The sequence below is a fragment of the Microbulbifer sp. TB1203 genome (assembly GCF_030997045.1).
GTDB lineage: Bacteria > Pseudomonadota > Gammaproteobacteria > Pseudomonadales > Cellvibrionaceae > Microbulbifer.
Window position 1 is genome coordinate 514010 of sequence record NZ_CP116899.1, and the last position, 20467, is coordinate 534476.

General features: G+C 62.9%; 21 protein-coding genes. 15 read left to right on the forward strand and 6 right to left on the reverse strand.

All coding sequences use genetic code 11. The annotated features are described in order from the left end of the window. Positions 1-109 precede the first annotated feature (109 nt). The 9 genes from PP263_RS02170 (at position 110) to PP263_RS02210 (ending at position 8456) form a co-directional block, all read left to right on the forward strand. Positions 110-790: an ABC transporter ATP-binding protein gene (locus PP263_RS02170; protein WP_308366737.1), complete on the forward strand. Its 681-nt coding sequence runs from the start codon at positions 110-112 to the stop codon at positions 788-790. Further along, positions 778-1758 (forward strand): HlyD family efflux transporter periplasmic adaptor subunit, encoded by a 981-nt coding sequence (locus tag PP263_RS02175; protein ID WP_308366738.1) that lies wholly within the window; start codon positions 778-780, stop codon positions 1756-1758. The genes PP263_RS02170 and PP263_RS02175 overlap by 13 nt, the downstream gene beginning before the upstream one ends. After that, a complete protein-coding gene (locus tag PP263_RS02180; RefSeq protein WP_308366739.1) occupies positions 1755-2807 on the forward strand; it encodes an HlyD family efflux transporter periplasmic adaptor subunit in 1053 nt (350 codons plus the stop codon). The genes PP263_RS02175 and PP263_RS02180 overlap by 4 nt, the downstream gene beginning before the upstream one ends. Next, the gene (locus PP263_RS02185) at positions 2804-3988 is read left to right on the forward strand and encodes an efflux RND transporter periplasmic adaptor subunit (protein WP_308366740.1); all 1185 of its coding nucleotides are present in this window, start codon (positions 2804-2806) and stop codon (positions 3986-3988) included. The genes PP263_RS02180 and PP263_RS02185 overlap by 4 nt, the downstream gene beginning before the upstream one ends. After that, positions 3985-5319 carry an ABC transporter permease gene (locus tag PP263_RS02190; RefSeq protein WP_308366741.1) on the forward strand — a complete coding sequence of 445 codons (1335 nt, stop codon included), beginning with the start codon at positions 3985-3987 and terminating at the stop codon, positions 5317-5319. Before PP263_RS02185 ends, PP263_RS02190 begins: the two co-directional genes overlap by 4 nt. 162 nt (positions 5320-5481) lie before the next feature. After that, on the forward strand, positions 5482-6039 hold the full coding sequence (locus tag PP263_RS02195) for a glycine zipper 2TM domain-containing protein (protein ID WP_308366742.1): 558 nt from the start codon (positions 5482-5484) through the stop codon (positions 6037-6039). A 40-nt stretch (positions 6040-6079) separates the two neighbouring features. Continuing rightward, the gene (locus tag PP263_RS02200; RefSeq protein ID WP_308366743.1) at positions 6080-6397 is read left to right on the forward strand and encodes a PepSY domain-containing protein; all 318 of its coding nucleotides are present in this window, start codon (positions 6080-6082) and stop codon (positions 6395-6397) included. 19 nt (positions 6398-6416) lie between these two features. After that, complete coding sequence (locus PP263_RS02205; RefSeq protein WP_308366744.1) at positions 6417-7091, forward strand: response regulator transcription factor; 675 nt, start codon at positions 6417-6419, stop codon at positions 7089-7091. Positions 7092-7106: 15 nt separating this feature from the next. Continuing rightward, the gene (locus PP263_RS02210) at positions 7107-8456 is read left to right on the forward strand and encodes an ATP-binding protein (RefSeq protein ID WP_308366745.1); all 1350 of its coding nucleotides are present in this window, start codon (positions 7107-7109) and stop codon (positions 8454-8456) included. Positions 8457-8521: 65 nt separating this feature from the next. Here the strand turns inward: PP263_RS02210 and PP263_RS02215 are convergent, their stop codons facing one another. After that, on the reverse strand, positions 8522-9439 hold the full coding sequence (locus PP263_RS02215) for a DMT family transporter (RefSeq protein WP_308366746.1): 918 nt from the start codon (positions 9437-9439) through the stop codon (positions 8522-8524). Between the two features lie 160 nt (positions 9440-9599). Between PP263_RS02215 and PP263_RS02220 the strand changes: the two genes are divergently transcribed. Next, positions 9600-10454, forward strand: coding sequence for an AraC family transcriptional regulator (locus PP263_RS02220; protein WP_308366747.1), 855 nt, complete (start codon positions 9600-9602; stop codon positions 10452-10454). Positions 10455-10702: 248 nt separating this feature from the next. Here PP263_RS02220 and PP263_RS02225 read toward each other — a convergent pair whose 3' ends face one another. The 5 genes from PP263_RS02225 to PP263_RS02245 form a co-directional block, all read right to left on the reverse strand. Continuing rightward, a complete protein-coding gene (locus tag PP263_RS02225) occupies positions 10703-11770 on the reverse strand; it encodes an MJ1255/VC2487 family glycosyltransferase (protein ID WP_308366748.1) in 1068 nt (355 codons plus the stop codon). Continuing rightward, positions 11767-12297, reverse strand: a complete 531-nt coding sequence (locus PP263_RS02230; protein WP_308366749.1) for a phosphatase PAP2 family protein — start codon at positions 12295-12297, stop codon at positions 11767-11769. Before PP263_RS02230 ends, PP263_RS02225 begins: the two co-directional genes overlap by 4 nt. Before the next feature lie 260 nt (positions 12298-12557). Further along, the gene (locus PP263_RS02235; protein ID WP_308366750.1) at positions 12558-13625 is read right to left on the reverse strand and encodes a saccharopine dehydrogenase NADP-binding domain-containing protein; all 1068 of its coding nucleotides are present in this window, start codon (positions 13623-13625) and stop codon (positions 12558-12560) included. Between the two features lie 67 nt (positions 13626-13692). Further along, positions 13693-13905, reverse strand: coding sequence for a DUF1653 domain-containing protein (locus PP263_RS02240; protein ID WP_183463474.1), 213 nt, complete (start codon positions 13903-13905; stop codon positions 13693-13695). An 11-nt stretch (positions 13906-13916) separates the two neighbouring features. Beyond that, positions 13917-14237, reverse strand: coding sequence for a DUF3301 domain-containing protein (locus PP263_RS02245; protein ID WP_308366751.1), 321 nt, complete (start codon positions 14235-14237; stop codon positions 13917-13919). A gap of 93 nt (positions 14238-14330) precedes the next feature. Between PP263_RS02245 and PP263_RS02250 the strand changes: the two genes are divergently transcribed. From PP263_RS02250 to sbnA, 5 genes are all read left to right on the forward strand, one after another. After that, positions 14331-14459, forward strand: a complete 129-nt coding sequence (locus tag PP263_RS02250; protein WP_308366752.1) for a hypothetical protein — start codon at positions 14331-14333, stop codon at positions 14457-14459. 419 nt (positions 14460-14878) lie between these two features. Continuing rightward, entirely contained in the window at positions 14879-15874 is a 996-nt protein-coding gene (gene sbnB, locus PP263_RS02255) for a 2,3-diaminopropionate biosynthesis protein SbnB (RefSeq protein WP_308366753.1), read from the forward strand. A gap of 3 nt (positions 15875-15877) precedes the next feature. Continuing rightward, positions 15878-17095: an MFS transporter gene (locus PP263_RS02260; RefSeq protein WP_308366754.1), complete on the forward strand. Its 1218-nt coding sequence runs from the start codon at positions 15878-15880 to the stop codon at positions 17093-17095. Between the two features lie 65 nt (positions 17096-17160). After that, positions 17161-19308, forward strand: a complete 2148-nt coding sequence (locus tag PP263_RS02265) for a TonB-dependent receptor (RefSeq protein ID WP_308366755.1) — start codon at positions 17161-17163, stop codon at positions 19306-19308. Positions 19309-19445: 137 nt separating this feature from the next. After that, positions 19446-20450, forward strand: a complete 1005-nt coding sequence (sbnA, locus tag PP263_RS02270) for a 2,3-diaminopropionate biosynthesis protein SbnA (RefSeq protein ID WP_308366756.1) — start codon at positions 19446-19448, stop codon at positions 20448-20450. The last annotated feature ends 17 nt before the right edge of the window (positions 20451-20467 follow it).

The following is a 20467-nucleotide window of genomic DNA, read 5'->3' on the forward strand; positions in this document are numbered from 1 at the left end:
TCTTCACCATAGCCTCAGCGCGTATTGCCCCACAGAAGTAAATTGATTAATATTTGGCCGATTGTTCTGAGCAGGAGCCGGGTGAGAAGGTCTCATACTGGATAGGCGCGTGATAAAAATAAAGGAACTGCGCAGGGAGTACGGCGATGGAGATGCCAGGGTTGTGGCACTCTCGGGGATTTCCCTGCATATCGAAAGAAACGAATTCGTCGCTGTGATGGGCTCGTCCGGCTCCGGCAAGTCGACGCTGATGAATATCCTCGGCTGCCTGGACCAGCAAACCTCCGGCCATTACTGGCTCGACGGGCGCGAGGTGGGGAGCTTCGACGATGAATCCCTTTCGGCCATCCGCAATCGCCATATCGGCTTTATCTTCCAGACCTTCCACCTGCTGCCGCGCCTGACCGCGCGGCAGAACGTCATGTTGCCGTTGCGCTTTTCGAGCGATGACACGGCAAATGCCGGCGAGCGCGCCATCGAAATGCTCGAGCGGGTGGGGCTTGGCCACCGGGTCGACCACCGCCCCAACGAGATGTCCGGCGGCCAGCGCCAGCGCGTCGCCATCGCCCGGGCGCTGATCAACCGACCGAAAGTCATTTTTGCCGACGAACCCACCGGCAATCTCGACAGCAGGACCTCTGAAGAAATTCTCAAGTTGCTCTGCGCCTTGCACAGCGAGGGGCAGACCATCGTGATGGTTACCCACGAGCAGGAGGTGGCGAGACGCGCGCAGCGCATTATCCGCATGAGCGACGGCGCAGTGGTGGAGGACTCGAAATGTTGCGCCTAGCCCTCCTGTTACTGACGTCGGTGCCGGCGCTGGCCAGCGAGGCGCCGCTGTTGCTCAGCGGGGCGCCGCTGCTACTAGGAGGAGAGCTGCGGGCGGAGAAGAGCCAGTCATTTTTCTCCCCGATGACCGATAACTGGCGGGTGGAGGTTCAGTGGCTGATGCCGGAAGGGCAGGTGGCCGAGCCCGGCGAAATCGTGGCGGTCTTCGACGGCGCTGCCATCCAGGGGGAAATCGAGTCGGAAACCGTTGCGCTGGACACCGCCCGCGAAAAGCTGCAGAAAGACGAGAGCGCGAATGCGCAGACGGTACTGGAGAAAAAGTTCGCCCTCGAGCGCGAGCAACTGCTGCTGAAAAAGGCCAGCATCGATGCCGCCGTGCCCAAACAGTACCTGAGTGTCTACGAATACGACTCCTACCAGGTGGCGAAAAAGGAAGCCGAGGCCACGGTGCGCAAGGCGCGAGAGGAACTGGCCCAGGCGCAGCTGACCCGGCAAGTCGCCGCGAAAAAGCAGCGGATCAAGATCGAAGCTTCCCAGGCCAAGCTGGAATATAAGCGCGCGCAGCTGGCTTCCATGACCCTGCGCGCCGAGCGCGCCGGCCCGGTGCTCTACAGCAAACACCCCTGGACCGGCGAGCGGGTGTTCGTGGGCATGACCGCCCAGCCCGGCTGGCTTATCGCCGAGATTCCCTCGTTGAGCGACCTCTACATTGAAGCCTGGCTGCACGAGATAGATATCGACCGCGTACACGAAGGGCAGTCCGCCGAACTTATCTTCGATTCCCGCCTCAAGCACAGTTTTCCCGCCCGGCTCACCGATATTGCCACCCAGCCACAGCAGCGACAGGAGCCAGGGCTCTACTATCGGCTGGTATTCAGATTCACCGAAACACCGCCATCCAGGGAAACCACGGGCGAGCTGCTGCCCGGAATGGGGGTGCGTATAGAATTCCCGGGGGCCGAAGAATGAAGGACAACCCGCTCGCTACGATTTTTAGAGGTGCCCTCTGGCAGGCGGCCCTGCTGACACTGTTCCTCGCCGCCTGCAGCGGGGACAGTGGAGAAAGTGGCGAAACATCCGCGGTGGAACATGCCGCCCTGCAGCCGATCCCCGGCGAGTTGGAATCCGAGCGCTCCGTTATGGTGGCGCCGCCGTCGATCACCCGCATGTGGCAGTACAGTATCAAACGCATGGTCGCGGAAAATTCCCTGGTGGAAAAGGGGGCCATGGTGATCGAGTTCGATGATAAGCCGGTGCGCGAAAAGCTGATCGAAAAGCAGTCCGAACTGAAGCAGCTGCGCAGCGAACTCAACAACACCATCCTGAAGGAAGAGCAGACGGTCAGGGACGACATGCTGGCCATCGAGGAAATGCGTGCGGAGTTCGACAAGGCCCAGCGCCGAGCCGGGATTCTCGACCATTCCCTATCGAGAAACGAGCGTGAGAAGGCCGCCATCGATTTCGAGATAGCCGGCAACGACTTGCAACTGGCCCGCGAGCTCGCCGAGATGCACAAGCGCACCGGCGCCCTGAGAATTTCCATGGCCAGGCACAAGGTGGAACGAGCTGAAGGCGAGGTCGCGGTGCTGCAGGCGGAGGTGGACAAGCTCAAGGTCAAGGCGCCTATCGGCGGCCTGGTACAGTACGTTCCCAACTGGAACGGGGAGAAGGCCTCCGAGGGAGAGTCCGTGCGTTTCGGCCAGCCGGTGTTGCAGATCTCCGACCTGAGCCGGATGCAGGTGCGCGCCCAGGCCGATGAAGTGGACAAGCCCTACCTGGCTCCCGGAGCGGAAGTCGAGGTGGTGATCGACGGTGCGCGGGGGATGACTCGGCGCGGCCGCATTGTCGAGCTGGGCCGAGTGGTGCGCGATCGCGCCAGCGGCGACCGGCGCCGGGTGATCGACCTGCTGGTGGGCCTGGAGGAGGGCGGCGGCGGGGCCTTGAAGCCCGGCATGACTGCGTCCCTCTCGGTAAAAACCCCCGCGGGCGAACAACTGGTGGCGGGGGAGGCGAAGTGAAACGGCTGGCTGCAATCGCATTGGGCGCGGCGGTGTTCATCGCGGGCTGCGCCGACAAAAGTTCCGAGCCGGTGTTGTACCACGTCCGCTACAGCGAGCGGGAGGCGCTGGTGTCTGCGCGGGGCGAACTTGAGGCGGAGTCCGCTACCGCCATACAGGCACCGGTGTCGGGCCCGCCGAAATTTATCGCTTGGCTGGCTCCCGAGTATTCCGAGGTAAGAAAGGGCGATGTGATAGTGCGCTTCGACGGCGAGCAGATGCGCCGACAGCGGATTGCCACCAGCGGTGAGCTGACCCAGGCCGCGGAGGACCTCCGCGAGAAGCGCGGCGCCCTGGACACTGAGCAGATAGCGATACTGACGGATATGGGCCAGGTGTCGGTGGAGAAGGATTTTGCCGAGCGCTTTGCCATAGAGGACGACCGCCTCAAGTCGCGCCTGGAAATCCTCGACGACCAGATGGACACCCGCTACCTGCAATCCAAGCTCGACTATCTCGGCTGGAAAAACCAGCGCTTTGCCAACAGTGCCGAAGGAGAGGTGCAGGTGCTCGCGGTGCAGCAGCAGAAACACGGTGCAAAGCTGGCGCGGCTGGACGAGGGCCTGTCCGAGCTGGAAATCGTCGCGCCCCACGACGGCCTGCTCACCTATGCCGCCAACTGGCGCGGGGAAAAACCCCAGGTGGGCAGCCAGGTCTGGCCGGGGCACAAGGTGGCCAACCTGCCGGATATCAGCGTGATGCAGGCGCGGCTGTGGGTACCCGAGCGGGAGGCCATCGGCCTCGCCGAGGGGCAGGCGGTTACCGTCTGGTCCGAATCGCAGCCACAGCAGCGTTTTGCGGCTGCAGTCACGAGCGTCAGTGCGGCGCCGGCCTCCATCGTACGGGGCAACCCGCAGAAATACTACGAAGTGGTGGCCGCCTTCGACGAGCAACACTCGCGGCAATTCAAACTCGGCCGCGGCGTGCGCGCGCAAATCCGCGTCGCCGAGCCCGAGAAGTGTATTGAAATTCCGATGCAGAGCCTGTTCCGGGACAGCGGCGGGGCCTACGTGTACCTCTACCAGCAGGGCGGCTTCCAGCGCCGTGATGTGACCCCCGGGCGGGCCACGCCGACCCATATCGAGGTCACCGGGGGGCTGGCCCCCGGTGACCGCATCGCCCTGTATGAGGTGGAGCTATGAGTGCGGCCGGGCAAAACGAGATGGAAAAAGACTCCGCAGGGTTTTCCCTCGCGGGCCTGTTTTCGGCCCTGTTTTCGGTTCAGTCCCGCAGCGGCCGGGCCCTGCTCGCCAGCTTCCGCGAGGCGCTCGCCGAACTGTCCCAGCACAAGCTGCGCACACTGCTGACCCTGCTGGGGATGATCTTCGGCGTCGGCGCGGTGATCGCGATGCTCAATATCGGCAAGGGCGCCGAGCGCGAGGCGCTGCGGATGATCGAGACCATGGGGCTCAACAACCTGATCGTGCAGAGCCCCGAACTGGAACGGCAGGAACTCTACGAACAGCGCAAGCAGTCGGCCGGCCTGAGCCTGCGCGACGGCGAGGCGGCACTGGCCACACTGGATTTCGTCGAGGCCTTCGCCGCGCAGAAATCTATCGAGACCTACAGCCTGTTCAGCCGCTTCGGCAAGAGCGAGGCAATGGCCACCGGCGTCAGTCCGGCCTTTTTCCGCATGTCTCCCTTCCGGCTCTCCGCCGGCCGCCTGATCAGCGACGGGGACGAACAGCGCTTCGCCCAGGTGGCGGTGCTGGGGGAGTCAGTGGCGCGACAGCTATTCTCCGGGCGCCCCGCGGTGGGCGAGCGCATCAAGGTCAACCATCTCTGGTTTTACGTGATCGGCGTGCTGGATTCGCCCTTTGTCGAGGGTACGGAATTCGAGGGTGTGCGCCTGGGCGCGGAGCAGGACCAGGTCTTTATTCCCTTCGCCACCGCCGCGCAGCGCTTTCCCCACCAACCGCTCGCCGCGGAGGTGAGCCAGCTCAAATTCCAGCTCGCCGACGGCACCGACGCCCGGGAGGCGGCTCGGGCCATCACCCATCTGCTCAACCGTCGCCACAACAAAGTGAAGGATTTCACTGTGGTGGTGCCGGCGGCGCTGATGGCGCAGAAGATGGAGACCCAGGCCATCTTCAATATCGTCATGTCCTGTGTCGCCGGCATCTCTCTGCTGGTGGGCGGCATCGGCATCATGAACATCATGCTCGCCACCGTACTGGAGCGCACCAGCGAGATAGGCCTGCTGCGGGCCGTTGGCGCCACCCGGCGGGATATCCGAACCCAGTATCTGATCGAAAGCTTCACCATTGCCGTCCTCGGCGGCCTGCTGGGCATCCTCTTCGGGGTGCTGCTCTCGGAGGTCATCGCCCTCTACGCCGGCTGGGCCGTTTCCTGGTCACTGCGCGCGATACTGCTGTCCTTTACCGTCTGTGCGGCCATCGGACTGCTGTTCGGCGTCTATCCGGCGATCAAGGCTTCGCGGTTGAATCCGATTGATGCGTTGCAGAGTGATTGATGCACCGGCCGCGCGAGGCCTACCACCGCCTTATGGCTCTGCCGCCGGAACGGCGCCGGTTGCCCGAAGGCGATCACGGAATTTGCTAACCGCAGGTGCAGTTCAGCTTCAATTCAGTCACCCCCCACTAGAGTGCTCCCATCGGACAAAGGGAGAACCACCATGCAAATCCGCAAAAACCTCCTGTTCGCCGGCCTGGTGGCCGGCCTCGTGGGCTTCAGCACGACCGCCGCTGCCGGCGACTACGGGTACTACCCCAACGACTATGGCGATTACGGCGATTCCTACGATTACGCCCGGGTCACCGACGTCACCCCGGTGTACACCGACATCCAGGTGCGCGAACCCCGCACCCGCTGCTGGGACGAGCAGATGGCCTACCGGGAGCGCGGCGGCTCCGCCACCGGCACTATTATCGGAGGTATCATCGGCGCCGCGCTGGGCAATGAACTGGGTCACCACAAGCGCAACAAACAAGTGGGCGCGGTAGCGGGGGCGGCCCTGGGCGCCTCCATCGGCCATGACCTGAGCCGGCGCAACGGCCACACCCGCTATGTCACCGAGCAGCGCTGCCAGGTGGTGGATGAATACACTACCCGTCGCGAACTGGTCGGCTACGACGTGCGCTACCGCTATAATGGTCGCCACTATATGACTCGCACTGACCGCCATCCCGGCGATAGAATCCGGGTTCGCGTCGACGTAGCCCCGGCTTTTTGACAGGGAGGCGTAGGAAAGCGGTTGTTACAGGAGCACTATCGTGAAATCAGTTAGCGTTGCACTTCGGCCAACTTCTGTTGTGTTGGCATTGTTACTCAGTCTCTCCGCGGCGCCGCTGCATGCGGAACTGATAGACGGCTCCGTTCGGTATCAGGCGGAGTTCCTCCGGGTGCAAAGTAACGGCATTTCCCGCGACCAGGCGGCGGAAATAGTCAAGCGCCGCTACGGAGGCAAGATACTGGCGATTTCCGAAGTGCAGAAAGGTGGCCGCAGCCTGTACCGCATCAAGGGCCTGTCCGACAAGAGCCAGGTGTATGTGGTCTATGTGGATAAACAGAGTGGGCGTATTTCACGCTAAACAGGCGAGGTAGACAGCGATGCGGGCACTGCTGGTAGAAGACGAACAGGTACTGCGCCAACAACTGGCCGCTTCCCTGCGCGAAGCGGGCTACACCGTGGATGAGGCGCCGGACGGAGAGGAGGCGCTCTATCTGGGCCGGGAATACCCCTACGATATCGCGGTGTTGGATCTGGGCCTGCCCAAGCTGGACGGCATCCAGGTGATCGAAACCCTGCGCGGAGAGGGCAGGCACTTTCCCATCCTGATCCTCACCGCCCGCGGTCACTGGCAGGAGCGGGTGCGCGGCCTGGAGGCGGGTGGCGACGACTACCTGGTAAAACCCTTCCACACCGAGGAACTGCTGGCGCGCCTCAATGCGCTGGTGCGCCGCTCCGCCGGCTTTTCCTCTCCGGCGATCAAGGCCGGTCCCATTGTGTTGGACACCAGCGCCCAGCGGGTGACGGTCAACGACAAAGAACTTGAGCTTACTTCTTACGAGTACAAGGTACTGGAATACCTGATGCTGCACCCGGACGAAGTGGTATCCAAAACCGTTCTCACCGAACATATCTACGAACAGGACTGCGACCGCGACAGCAATGTGATCGAGGTGTTTATCGGCCGCCTGCGCAAGAAGTTCGACGCTGCCGGGCAGATCAAGCCCATCGAAACCCTGCGCGGGCGCGGCTACCGTTTCCTGATACCGGAATAGCGGGACGTTTACCGCGTGCTCTCCTCCTGGCTCCACTCCCTCAAAGGTCGCCTGACTCTCGTCACCACTTTAATGTTGCTGGTGTTCCTGGTACTGATCTCCGGGGTGTTGGAGCACGCCTATCGCAGCTCCCTGGACGAGGCCAAGGCTCGGGAACTCCAGCTGCATGTGTACACCCTGCTGGCGGTGGCGGAGCCGGACGACGGCGGTTTGAGATTTCCCCCGGTGCTGCCGGAGGAGCGTTTCAACCAGCCGGACTCCGGCCTGATCGGCGCGGTGATCGATGAGCAGGGCCGGGTAATCTGGCGCTCCGCCTCGGCCCTTACTCTGCCGCAACTGCCCAGCAGATCGCTGCCCCAGGGACGCGAGGTATACACCCGTCTGGAATTGCAGGGGGTGGAGGATGTCCAGTACAGCAGTTTTCTCCAGGGCGTGGCCTGGGGGCTGGACAACGAACAGCGGTTTACCTTTGTGGTACTGGAAGACGCGGCGCCGCTGGCGGCGCAGGTGGAGCAGTTCCGCTCCACCATCTGGCGCTGGCTGGGCCTGGGGGCGCTGCTGCTGGTACTGCTGCAGTGGCTGGTATTGCGTTGGGGCCTGGCGCCGCTGCGCTCGGTGGCGAGTGCGCTGCACAGAATGCAGCAGGGGGGGAGCGACACCCTGCAGGGAGATTTTCCCCGCGAACTCAAACCCCTTACCGACAACCTCAACCTGCTGATTGAAAACGAGCGCCGCCAGCGGGAAAAGACCCGGCACACCATGGCGGATCTGGCCCACAGCCTGAAAACACCGCTGGCAGTGATGAAGGGATTGAATTTTTCCCGCGATCCGCGCGCCGCCTATACCAGCCTGATCGAGCAGGTGCAGCGTATGGACAGCATTATCAGCTACCAGCTGCAGCGCGCGGTGGCCAGTTCGCCAAAATCTATTTTGCGCGGTGTGCCGGTGGCGCCGCTGGTGGGGAAAATTCTCGACGCGCTGGAAAAAGTCTATCGCGAAAAACCCGCGGAAGTGCAGTTGCAGTGCAGCGAGGATACGCTGTTCTACGGTGACGAGGGCGACCTGATGGAACTCCTCGGCAACCTGCTGGACAACGGCTACAAGTACGGTGTCGGCAAGCTGGATGTGGATATCCGCAATGGCGACGACGGGCGCCAGCTGCAACTTCGCGTCGTCGACAACGGCCCCGGTATCGACGAGGAGCAATGGCAGCAGGTCACCCGTCGCGGCGTGCGCGCCGACCAGCAGCAGCCGGGGCAGGGCATTGGCCTGGCGGTGGTGATGGATATCGTCGAGAGCTACCAGGGTGAGATTTCCGCGAAATCCCTGCCCGAAGGCGGCACTGAAATCGAGGTGATTTTGTAGGAGCGGCCGTTGGCCGCGACCGGGCTCGCTTCGTAGTGGAAACCGATCGCGGCCAACGGCTGCTCCTACAGGGGGATTTTTTCCCGCTCAAACCGCAAGCGCCACTGTCCGATCACTCTCAGCCCACCCAGCGAAACCGTATTCCCCAGCAGCACCAGAAACAGCCCGCCAAAACTCAACGCGGTCCACTGATAGCCTTCGAACCAGGCGGAAAAGCTCAGCGCCACTATCGGGAACAGCACCGTGGCGTAGGCGGCGCGGTTGGCGCCGATGCGGCCCACCAGGCTCAGGTAGGCGGTGAAGCCCAGGATCGAGCCGGGGACTGCCAGGTAGAGCAGGCTGCCCAGATAGAGCGGGCTGGTGTCCAGTTTCCAGGGTGTGCCGCTGGCCACAATGCAGGCGAGCAGTATCAACGCGCCGTAGTTCATCGCGTAGGCGTTGCAGGTCCAGGGTTTGAGCCCCCTCCTGGCGTGCCGCACCGAAACCATATTGCCCAGGGAGAAAAAGTAGGTGCCCAGCACCGACAGGCCCAGCCCCAGGGCGGCGGTCCTATCGAAGTTGCCGCCGGCGATACTGTCCCAGAACAGCGATATCAGGCCGGCGATACCCAGTGCCGCGGCCAGGTAGACACCGCGCTCGGCGCGCTCTCCCCACAACAGCCGGCTGTTCAGTGCGTTGAACAGCACCGCTGCGGAAAACACCACCGAAATCAACCCACTGACGATGTACTGGCTGGCAGTGTAGAAACAGATAAAATTCAGCGAGAAAAGACAGCCGCCCTGCAGCACAAAGAAGCCGTGATCCCGCAGCGTGGTTTTCTGCACCCCGCGCAGCAGCATGAGTGCAGGCAGGAACAGCAGGCCGGCGATCGCGAAGCGGTAAAACGCCGAGACCAGCACCGGTACCTCTCCCATCTGGAAGTGAATGGCGATCCAGGTGGTGCCCCAGAGCAATACCGTGCTGGCGTAGAGAAACAGGTTCATGGGTGACTCCGTGATACTGCGAATGGATGGGCAGCATAGGGAGGAGCGCCTGGGGAATCGCGCAGGATATTGCGGTGCTTAGCAGATTCTTGCGGTTTTTATCGGCGGGGAATTGTCCGGGGGCGTTTTTCACAGTAGCTTGGCCCCTATGAGCAGAGCAGTGACAACCACCGTTAGCGAGACACTGGATGGCGCCGGCGCCCGCCGCCTGAATCACTGTGTCCTGAATCGGGATCTGTCCCTGGCCCTGTGGGGCAACCGCGAAGTCCGCGTGGCCTACCACCAGGTGGCACACCACACCCTCAGCCTGTACCTGCGCGGCGGCTACCGCACCCGGCGGCTGGATGCGGAACACGGCTTCGGCGCCCCTGGCAAACTCTGCTTGATGCCGGCCACCAGCGATTCCGTTTGGGAAGTGGGCCAGTACCAAGAATTTGTTCACCTGTATATTTCCGACGCCGGCTTGAGGCACTTCGCCTTGGAGTCCTTCGACTACGATCCGCGCCGGGTGGAGATTCCCGACCTGACCTTCTTCGAGCACCCGCGAATCAATGCCGCCTGCAAAGCGCTGCTGCAGACACCGTGGGTGGAGGGGGGCGAACGCCTGCAATTGCAGCAAGGCACCTACGAACTGATGGGGCAACTGATCCGCAGCTTTGTGCAGCCGCGCTCGGCGAACGGACCCCTGAAAGGCGGCCTGAGCGGCCGCCAGCTCAGCCGCGCGCGGGACTATATCCAGGCGAATTTCGGCGGTGAGCTGCAACTGGACCAACTGGCACAGGCCGCCGGCCTCAGCCGCTACCATTTCGCGCGCATGTTCAAGCTGAGCACCGGGCTGACCCCGCACCAGTATGTGAACAAGGTGCGGGTACAGCGCGGGCGGGAAATGCTGGAGGCGGGCTTGCCGCAGGCGGAGGTGGCGGTGCTCTGTGGTTTCTCCCACCAGAGCCATTTTGCCGCACACTTCAAACGGTATCTCGGGGTGACGCCGGGGCAGTATCTGCGGAGTCTCTGAGAGCCTATTTGAAGTCTTCAAAGATTCGGTCTCAGTGCGGGGCCGGGCGGGGTGCTCGGGGCCGGGCGGGGTGCTGCTTTCCGGGACACGCTGTGAATACGTCCCTGTACGCTCGTAATCGGCATCCATGCCTCATACGGTCCCGGAAAGCAGCACCCCACCCGGCCCTGGAGAGTTTCGTGCAAGAGTCCAAACAGGCTCTTAGGATTCCCGGAGACGCATCCCAACCTATGGGAAGTCTCTGGCCTTTACTCAGCAGCGGCTCCCGCGGACTCCAGCGCGCTGCCCCCGCGTCCTGGCACCACCTGTTCCCACAGGCTGTTGGCCAGTTCTGCGGGTGTCTGTCGGCGGCCGTCGGCGATCCAGCGCACTATCTCGCCAGCCACATCCGGCCACTGGATGCGCACCCCGGCGGGATCGTTGTCCAGCCAGTCGCGAATCGCAGCGGCGTCCACCCGCTCCACCACTCTGGCCAGTTGTAGTTCGCGCAAGGCGCAGGCATTGGCCTCCTGCTCGAACTGGCCGGCCAAGGGGCGGGTCAGGATGGGCTTGCCCAGGGCCAGGGTTTCCGCAATCAGCTCGAAACCGGAGTTGCAGATCACCGCGTGCGCATCGGCCAGGTCCTGTTGAAAGCCGTCTGTGGAGGGGGCCTTGAGTTGGATATTCTCCGCCGCGGGCAGGTCCACCGGGGCGCCGTAAACGATAAACCGTTCCGGCAGCTGTGCCAGTTCCCCCAGCATCGGGCCATGGTGTTCGAAGGGCAGGTACACCAGAATGTGCCCGCCGCTGCCGGGCAGCCCGTGGGGCTGGGCGATGGGCGGCAGTATCGGGTGGCCGAAGTGATACCAGTGCATGCCCAGGCTGCTCTGCACCGGCGCGAAGACGCGCATAACCGCCCGCGGCAGCCACCGATAGCGCGGCGCCGGGATCGGGAAATTGAATGCGTATTGGTGCCCCAGGCCCAGGCTGGGCCTGCGTCTGCGCCTGGCGGCCCAGGCGGTGACCGGCTCAAAATCGCTGATCACCAGGTCGAAATCGTCCACCGGCAGTTCGCGGATATCCCGCAGCAGCCGGCGCAGATGCAGTTGCCTGGTGGTGGCGATGCCGTCCAGCTGGCCTTCCCGGTGCACGAAGGTCAGGCCCTCGCGCCACCAGTAGTCGCCAAAGGCTTCCATACAGAACAGTTTGTCGGGGTCGCGGCCGGAGAACAGCCATTGGACTTCCAGGTCCGGGTGATTTTGCAGCGCACCGGCCATGGCGCGAGCTCGGGAGATATGGCCGTTGCCGGTACCCTGCACTCCATAGAGTATTTTCACAAAAAGGCTCCGCAAATTAGCAGGCCGACGCTGGTTCCAAGGGCGGCGCCGGCACAGACATCAGTGGGAAAATGTACGCCCAGGCCCACGCGTGAGGTGCCCACGCCCGCGGCCCAAAAATAGCCTAGCAGCCACAGCGGACTACCGGCCTGGGAGAGCAGGGTGATGAACAGAAAGGCGCCGGAAGTGTGTCCGGAAGGCAGGCTGAAGCGGTCGTGGGCGACAATGACTGAACGCATGCCGGGAATCGCCTGGGGCGGGCGCAGTCGCCGCGTGGTGTTCTTGATGGTCCAATAGAGGGAGCGCTCCACCGCGTAGGCGGTGCCGCAAAGGTAGAAAAATTGGACTGCAGCCGCCCCGGTGCTGGCCAGCGCCACGATCAGGGGGGAGATCAGGTAGAGCCAGCCGTCCGCGGATTTCGACAGCCACAGGTAGCGTTTGCGCGACGCCGGCCGCATCGCCCGCTCCGCCATATGCAGTACCAGGGATACGTCCAGGCTTTTCAGAGTGACAGGTAAGCTTCGCATGGGGCCAAGGTACGAAGCTTGTATTGCGCGGAATTGACCGAATTATGTCAGGTTTGTGAAATGTCGGGACTCGGGAAAGAATACCGGAGCCTGATGCGAAGGCCCTGATGCCGGGAGCCGTTCGAGAGACGATTGCCGATGAGGCTGTTGAACGAACGGCTACCGGCAGCAGGGCCGCCGGGGGGCCTCGCCTTCGGGACTCGGGACTCGGACTCGGGCGGGCCTGTAGGGTGCGCCGTGCGCACCGGGTGCCCATAGGTTCAATCGATACCGATCTTGATCTGTCCGGAACCGGGCAGCCGCTCCACCAGTTCGTAGCCGCAGAGTTTCGACGGCGTAAAGTAGCCACCGGGCCCCTTGTAGTCGAGCAGGAATTCCATCACCGCCAGGGAGCCGTGCACCGTGACATCGTAACCGTTGGCGGTGACCACCCGGCCGATCTTGCGCTCGCCGCGGCGGTCGTGGCGTATTTCGCCCCAGATCCAGGTCTGCTGTTCCGCGCGCTTCTCCTCGCCGGGCCCGCGTACAGATTTGTCCACCTTGCGCTTGAGCCAGTCCTGCACCCACTGCTTGCGCAGCAGCCAGCGGAATTTGTTCATGCGCCGCATTTTTTTCGCGCGCCGCGGGCTCATGGGAATATACACGGCGATATTGGGAATCCCGGTGGAGTAGTAGGCGGTGGCCACGTCGCCCCACGGAATCGAGACGGCGAATTTCTCTCCGCGACCGAAATCGACGGTGCGGCTGATTTCGGCGTGGCCGGTAATCTCGATCTCGCCGTTGCGCCTTATTGCACTGCCGACGCCCAGGCTCTCGATGGAGGTCTTGGCGGTGCCGGGGCTGAGAGAGGAGTCAGAATCGAAACCCAGGCTCAGGTGGGTGGCGGTGGGAATCGCCTTGTGCAGCGCCGCCGCCAGGCAATCCGTGGGAATCACGTCGAAGCCGGTTCCCGGGCAGAGCACCACGCCCGCGGCTTTGGCTTCCGCATTCATGCTGTGGGCCAGTTGGTAGACCGACATTTCTCCAGTGATGTCCTGGTAGTGGGTGCGACTGGCGATACAGGCGAGCATCATGGGCTCGGCGGTGGCGGAGAAGGGCCCCGCGCAGTGGATCACCACGTCGATATCCCGCAGGGTGCGCTCCAGGGTTTCGCTGGAGTCGAGACCGACCGCCATGGCCGGCAGTCCCAATTCTTCCGCCAGCGGCTGCAGTTTTTGCGAACTGCGCCCCGCCAGCAGCGGGCGGTAGCCCTTGGCCACGGCTTCGCGGGCGATCAGCTCGCCGGTATAGCCGTAGGCGCCGTAGATCATTATTTTTTTATTGTTCACCGATGAGAGGCCTTATCTGTTGGATCGGTTGACGGGGGTGCGGCAACATTAATGGCGCCCGGTCGCGCTAGTCAAATTCCTGTAACAGTTGGAAACGCGGCACCAGTTCGCCGTCCCTTTCCACTTTTTCCGCAAACATTTCCAGCGGTCGCACCCAGACGCCGTAGTCGCCGTACAGTGCGCGGTAGACCACCAGCCGCTCTCCGGTTTCGCTGTGAGTGGCCACTTCCATTACCTCGTAGCGCTCGCCTTTGTAGTGGCGATAGATTCCGCGTTTCATCTGTGCTCCGTTCAGGCGAGGTGGTGGGGGGAAAGTTGTATCTGCGTTATGCGCCGCCCGTGCAGCACGGCGATCCCGGCGTAGCGGTGCTCGCCGGTGGAGGTGAACTCGAATTCGTAGCTGCGCTGCAGGCGCACCTGACCGCGGCTGTCGCGCTTGAGGCGGGTGCGCATCAGGGCCACGGTGTCGTCCAGCAACTGTACGCCCAGTTGCGCGCAGTGGCTGGCGGCGGCCCGGCGCACCTGTTCCTTGGCCGCCATGCCGGCCCATAGGTACCAGCCGGCGAGGATGAACAGGAACAGCCAGAAGAGATCGCTCAGTGAGTAGTACATTGACAGGTAGTTGCTATCATCGGGACGGCGCAAGAATACCACTGAAGGAGTCGTTATGCCCGGTACTATCCTTCGGGCTGGGTGCAGACGGATATGGGTGGGCCCAATGCGCTGATCTCCGCGGAGGAGAGCGTTGCCGGTTTGAAGAAAACCCTGCTCGCTGCCCACCTGGGCGGGAGTGGCCATTTTTTCAATTACGACGGCAGCGAGATTCCCTGGTAGTCGCCCGGCATCGAGTAACCGGCGGGAGAGAGAGGTTTCTCGCCCAATTTTCTGGCAGATATCCAGTGCCCCCCATCCGGTATCGGTCCCCCGATACCGTTCCACTTTTCCCTGATCTATTCCCTCTGAAGGCGCTGTGCCTTGATAGTGGTTTTTTGTTGCAAATGAGAATTATTGGCGTGTAGAATGCGCAGCAATCGTTAATGAGAACGTTTTCTTTTTGATAATAGTTCTCAAGTTAACGTGAAGCCGCCTGGCGGGAAGAGCGCTGACAGCGCCGCCTCCGAAAGGCTGTAAAACCAATAACTCCCATTATCAAGCGTTTGGAGGGATTCATGGCGCCATCGACAGCCGATTTACATTCTCTGGAAACTGCAAGCGGATCGACCCGGATCAAACAGGAAGCAGTGCCGCCGACAATGCTTTATCTCAGCCAGTCCGACCTTATCGGACTCGGCGCCGAATCCAGCCAGATATATGTCGACGCCATCACCGAGGGTCTGGCCCTGCACGCCCGGGGCGAGGCGGTCCAGCCCCTGAAACCCTACCTGCGCTGGCCCGACGCTCCCCACATCGCCGACCGCATTATCGCCATGCCCTGTTACCTGGGTGGCGAGCGGCCGGTGGCCGGCATCAAATGGGTGGGCAGCCGCGAGGCCAACCCCCGCGAGCGGGGCCTGCCCCGGGCGAGCGCCCTGATCGTTCTCAACGACGCGCACAGCAACTACCCGGTCGCGATCATGGAGGGGGCCCTGATCAGCGGTATGCGCACCGCGGCAGTGACGGCGGTGGCCGCCAGGCACCTGGCCCTGCCGGGATTTTCCAGTGTTTCCTGCATCGGCTGCGGTCCCATCGCGCGCATGCAGCTGATCACCCTGTTGGAGCAGTTTTCCGGCATAGAGCGGGTTCACCTGTACGATCACAACGGGGCTGCCGCAGTGTCGTTGAAGTCGAGCCTCGAGGCGCTGCGCCCCGGCCTCGACTGTGTCATCTCGCAAAGCGCGCGCGAGGCGGTCGGGGAAGGAGAACTGGTGGTTACCTGCACCACGGCGGACAAACCCTATATCGAATACGACTGGCTCCGCCCGGGGGCGTTTGTCAGCAACGTTTCCATCATGGATGTGCACAAGGAAGTGTTCGAGCGCGCCGATAAAGTGGTGGTCGACGACTGGGAACAGTCAAACCGGGAAAAAAAGATCATCCACCAGTTGGTGCTGGAGGGCCGCTTCAGCCGCGAGAAACTGCACGCCGAACTGGGTGAACTGGTGCTCGGCACGCGGCCGGGGCGCGAATGGCCCCGAGAAATCATTCTGCTCAACGCCATGGGCATGGCGGTGGACGACCTGGTCTGCGCCCGCCGCTTTTACGAAAAGGCGCTCGAGCAGTCCGCCGGTACGAAACTGCCGCTGTTCTAATCCATGAACCCTGTACAAGCAAACAGCGGAAACCTGGTCCTGCTCTGGTGTTGCCAGTGTGTGGCCACGCTGGGGCTGATGGCCATGGTGCCGCTCATGCCGTTGTACCTGGCTCAGCTCGGCGAGGGTTATTCGCCGGTTTGGGCCAGCTTTGCACTGGCTGCGCCCGCAGTGACGGCACTGGTTTTTTCATCGCGCATCGGCCGCGCCTGCGATCGCTACGGTTACCGCTTTATGGTGCTGGTCTCTCTGGTGCTGTTCACCGCCAGCATGTCGTTGATTGCACTGAGCGATGGCATCGTCGGCTTCCTGCTCGGGCGACTGCTATTAGGCGCCAGCGGGGTCAGCGTCACCCTGACCGCATTCGCCTGTGCCGCTGGCGGCATTGAACGGCGCGGTCGGGTACTGGGCCGGCTGCAGAGTGCTGCCGCCTGTGGCTGCTTCACCGGCCCGGTAATCGGCGGCCTGCTGATGGATGTCTGGTCGCTGCGCCCGCTGCTGATTGCCACCGCGGCATTTTCCGGCATCGCGGCACTGATGGCGGCAATGGCGCTGCGCGAGCCCGCGTGCGGGGATGCAAAGAGTTCCGCGGACGGCGCGCTGCAAATGGCCGCCCGCCCGTTGCCATCCCATAGATCCTTTACCGTTTACTGGATGCTGGCGGCCTGTCTTTCCCAGGCGGGTGCCATGGCACTGGTGAATACCTTTGTGCTGTTTCTGCAGTCGAGGGTATCCGGCGATTCGCTGGCCAGTGCCACCGGCATCATCCACGCCGCGGCCTGGGCCGCAGGCATGCTCGCCGCCCCCCGGTGGGGGCGGGCCAACGACAGCGGCGATGTGCGCCACCGTTTCGCACTCGCGGCGGCGGGTTGCGCCCTCTCGGTGGGCCTGCTGCCGCTGGCCGGGGAGCTGTGGCAGATACTGCTGCTGCGCCTGCTGCAGGGCGCCTGCTTTACCGCCCTGGCGCAGTCGGTGATTTTCGCCCTGTCCCATCGGGCGTCCGGGGGCCAGGGCGAGAGCGCCGGGCTGGCCAAGCGGTATCTGGTTTCCGGACGGATCCTCGGGCCCCTGCTGGTTGCGGCGCTGCTGCCGTGGTTGCAGCCGGACGCTGTTCTGGTTTGGGTCGCCCTGCTGTTTGCGGCCGCGGCCTGTTGTGCCCTCAAGTGCCCTGAGGTGCCCGGAATCGAGCCGGTGGAGGAGGGAAGAACCCGGCAGGCCTGATGCGGGCCGGTGCAGTAATCGATAGGAATTTTTCACAAAAACATTCAAAAGAGGGGGGGATAACCATGAAATCTGATATGAAATCCGGGAGCGCCAAAGCGGCACTGGTATGGATTCTTGCAAGCGCCGGGGCCTGCGCCCAGGCGCAGGACACCGAGGAAATCCAGGTGACCGGCAGCCGCCTGGACACACCGGTGATGTCGCCGGCGCGGCAGGTCACCACCATTGCGCGCGAGGATATCCAACTGCAGCTCAACGCCGGCGGCAGCCTGGCCGAGATCATCGCCCGCGAGGTGCCCGGTATGGGGCAGCCCTCGCAGAGTTTCACCAACTACGCGCAGAGTTTGCGCGGGCGCGACATACTGGTGTTGATCGACGGCGTGCCGATGAATACCAATCGCGGTGTGAGTCGCGACCTGTTCAATATCCACGCCGAAAATGTCGAGAAGGTCGAAGTGGTGCGTGGCGGCAACGCCATTTACGGCAGCGGCGCCACCGGCGGTGTAATTTTTATTACCACCCGGCAGGCCGCCGCGGGTCATGAAAAGGAAACGGGATTCTCCCTCAGCGCGCCGACCGATTACGATGCCGATGGTGCAAACTATCGCTTTCGCCAGGGGTTTTTCGGCACCGCCGAAAGCTTCGACTATGCGCTGAACCTGGTCTCCGAAAGAAGGGGGGCCAACTTCGACGCCGAGGGCGACCGCATAGCTCCGGAGCCCAGCCAGGGCGACATGTTCGACGCGGATATCTGGAGCCTGAACGCCAAGCTCGGGCGCAACTTCGGTTCTGACCAGCGCCTGCAGCTCACCGGGCTGTATCACGATGCGGACCAGGACACCGACTACGCCTCCGACCCCAGTGTAACCGCGGAGCCTTTGCACTCTGTTCGCGCGCAGGCCATCAAGGGGCTGCAGATGGAAAACCAGAACACCGCGGAAAACACGGTTGTCAGCCTCGATTATTTCAATCGGAATATCGCCGGCAGCGCACTGCACGCGCAGATTTTCCACCGCGACTACCTGACCCGTTTCTATCCGTTTGACGCCCGCACCCGGTCCAACAACCGCCACCTGGCGCAGACGGAGCTGGAGGCCACCGTCTACGGCGGGCGGCTGACCCTGACCACGCCCTTTTCCGACGGCACGGAGCTGATGTGGGGGATGGACCTGCAGCGCGACGAGAGCGCCATGCCGGTACTGACCTACGACGGCGATGCCTACGACCAGAGCGGGGGGCTGGTCTTCGACTACACCGGCAGGAAAACCTATATGCCGCCCATCACCCACGATAGCGCGGCGGCTTTTGCGCAGCTGCACCACCGCTTCGATGAGCGCTGGGCGTTTGACGGTGGACTGCGCCACGAGCAGGTGGAGATGAGCTTCGACGACTTCGTCACCCTGCCGCAGACCCTCGAGCCGGACCCGGCCGTTACCCGCGGCGGCACCGTCGACTACGACGCTTCGCTGTTCAACGCCAGCCTGGTATTCACCCCCGGCGGCAACAGCGAGTGGTATCTCGCCTTCAATCAGGGTTTTGAACTGCCCGATGTGGGCCTTCAGGTGCGCAACGCCAACTCCGACTTCGATATCCACTCATCGCAGCTCGAGGCCATTGAAACGGACAATATCGAAATCGGCTGGCGCGGCAACTGGGATGCCGTGCAGGCCTCGCTCGCCCTCTACCGCAGCACCTCGGACCTGGGCCGCGTACAGACCGAAAATTTTGGCCTGACCCTCAGTCGCAGCGAGGAGAAAATCTCCGGTGTGGAAGCGACACTGGATTTTCAGGTCGACGACCAGTGGAGCGGCGGGGTTACAGTGAGCCGGGCGAAGGGCGAGGAAAAGTCGAGTGGCGCGGACGGCTTTCAGGACATGAACGGTTTCCGCATTCCACCGCTGAAAATGACCGCCTACAGCCAGTACCGTTCCGCCGGCCAGTTGCACCGCCTGCAGCTGCTCTATTCGGCCAGTGAGGATTTCCGCCTGGACGGCGTCGCCGGCTTCGGCCGCCGCACGGTGGACAGCTACACCACTCTGGACTGGCTTAGCCGCTGGAACCTGAATACCGGCAGCATCGAACTGGGGCTGGAAAACCTGTTGAACGAGGATTACTTCACCGTCTACGGCCAGCTTTTGCGCAGCAGCACCAACACCAGCCATATCCCCGCCCGCGGCCGCACGCTGCGCCTCGGCTATCGGGTCGATTGGTAGGAATCCTTCGAGGTTTAGATCTGGACGCCGGGTCGGGTGGGCCACCCGACACGGCTCTGCGCCAACAATTCGGGCCCCGAATTCTGAAGCTTGAGGTTAGGAATCCACACGGATTTCCATCGATATGGAGATTGATCATGGTTCATGAATCCATTGCCAGCTGCATCGGCAATACACCACTGGTATCCCTGTCGCGGCTTTTCCGCGACAGCGGTGTGAGTGTCAATGCCAAGCTGGAACTACTCAACCCGGGCGGCAGCGTCAAGGACCGCCCGGCGAAGTACATCATCGAACAGGGCCTGCGCGACGGCAGTATCCCCCGGGGCGGTCACCTGATCGAAAGTACCTCCGGGAACCTGGGCGTGGCCCTGGCGATGTTGTGCCGGGTTTACGGCCTGGAGCTGACCTGTGTGGTGGACCCCAATGTCTCCCGTACCAATTTGCAAATCATGCGTTGTTTCGGCGCCAGGGTCGATATGGTTCGCGAAAAGGACAGCGAGGGCGGCTACCTGGAAACCCGCATCCGCCGGGTGAAAACCCTGTTGGAAACCCTGCCCGGCGGAGTCTGGGTCAACCAGTACGCCAACGTGCGCAACTGGCACAGCCATTACCACGGCGAGGGGACCGAGTTGATCGGACAACTGCCGGAAGCGCCGGATTACCTGGTTGCCGGGGTGAGTACCTCCGGCACCATCCTGGGCATTTCCCGGCGTCTGCGCGAGCGATTTCCGGGACTGCAGGTAATCGGGGTGGACGCCCTGGGTTCGGTGCTGTTCGGCCGCAGCGAAGGCCGCCGCCGACTGCCGGGCATCGGCGCCAGCCGCGTGCCCGAATTGCTGGTGCGCGAAGAGATCGACGACGTCATCTACGTCAGCGACCTGGAGTCCTGCCAGGGCTGTCTCGACCTTCTGGACAGCGAGGGAATTTTTGCCGGTGGATCATCCGGTTCGGTGGTCGCCGCCATCCGCAAACTGATACCGCGGGTGCCCCGTGGTTCCAGAATCCTCACCCTGTTGCCGGACCGCGGCGACCGGTACCTGGACCTGGTCTACAGCGCCGAGTGGCGCGCCGGCCTGGAAGAGCGCTACCGGCCGCCCGAGGTCAGCGCGGGGGCCACCGCTCGAGAGACAGTTATCGTTTAATTCAGGTTTCGGGATTC

What these genes read in the sequence shown, in the direction of transcription:
- PP263_RS02205 (WP_308366744.1), top strand. Translation starts at nt 6,417, where the DNA reads ATGCGGGCACTGCTGGTAGAAGACGAACAGGTACTGCGCCAACAACTG.
- sbnA (WP_308366756.1), top strand. Translation starts at nt 19,446, where the DNA reads ATGGTTCATGAATCCATTGCCAGCTGCATCGGCAATACACCACTGGTA.
- PP263_RS02265 (WP_308366755.1), top strand. Translation starts at nt 17,161, where the DNA reads ATGAAATCTGATATGAAATCCGGGAGCGCCAAAGCGGCACTGGTATGG.
- PP263_RS02195 (WP_308366742.1), top strand. Translation starts at nt 5,482, where the DNA reads ATGCAAATCCGCAAAAACCTCCTGTTCGCCGGCCTGGTGGCCGGCCTC.
- PP263_RS02245 (WP_308366751.1), bottom strand. Translation starts at nt 14,237, where the DNA reads ATGTACTACTCACTGAGCGATCTCTTCTGGCTGTTCCTGTTCATCCTC.
- PP263_RS02250 (WP_308366752.1), top strand. Translation starts at nt 14,331, where the DNA reads ATGGGTGGGCCCAATGCGCTGATCTCCGCGGAGGAGAGCGTTGCCGGT.
- PP263_RS02230 (WP_308366749.1), bottom strand. Translation starts at nt 12,297, where the DNA reads ATGCGAAGCTTACCTGTCACTCTGAAAAGCCTGGACGTATCCCTGGTA.
- PP263_RS02240 (WP_183463474.1), bottom strand. Translation starts at nt 13,905, where the DNA reads ATGAAACGCGGAATCTATCGCCACTACAAAGGCGAGCGCTACGAGGTA.
- PP263_RS02180 (WP_308366739.1), top strand. Translation starts at nt 1,755, where the DNA reads ATGAAGGACAACCCGCTCGCTACGATTTTTAGAGGTGCCCTCTGGCAG.
- PP263_RS02175 (WP_308366738.1), top strand. Translation starts at nt 778, where the DNA reads ATGTTGCGCCTAGCCCTCCTGTTACTGACGTCGGTGCCGGCGCTGGCC.
- sbnB (WP_308366753.1), top strand. Translation starts at nt 14,879, where the DNA reads ATGCTTTATCTCAGCCAGTCCGACCTTATCGGACTCGGCGCCGAATCC.
- PP263_RS02260 (WP_308366754.1), top strand. Translation starts at nt 15,878, where the DNA reads ATGAACCCTGTACAAGCAAACAGCGGAAACCTGGTCCTGCTCTGGTGT.
- PP263_RS02190 (WP_308366741.1), top strand. Translation starts at nt 3,985, where the DNA reads ATGAGTGCGGCCGGGCAAAACGAGATGGAAAAAGACTCCGCAGGGTTT.
- PP263_RS02215 (WP_308366746.1), bottom strand. Translation starts at nt 9,439, where the DNA reads ATGAACCTGTTTCTCTACGCCAGCACGGTATTGCTCTGGGGCACCACC.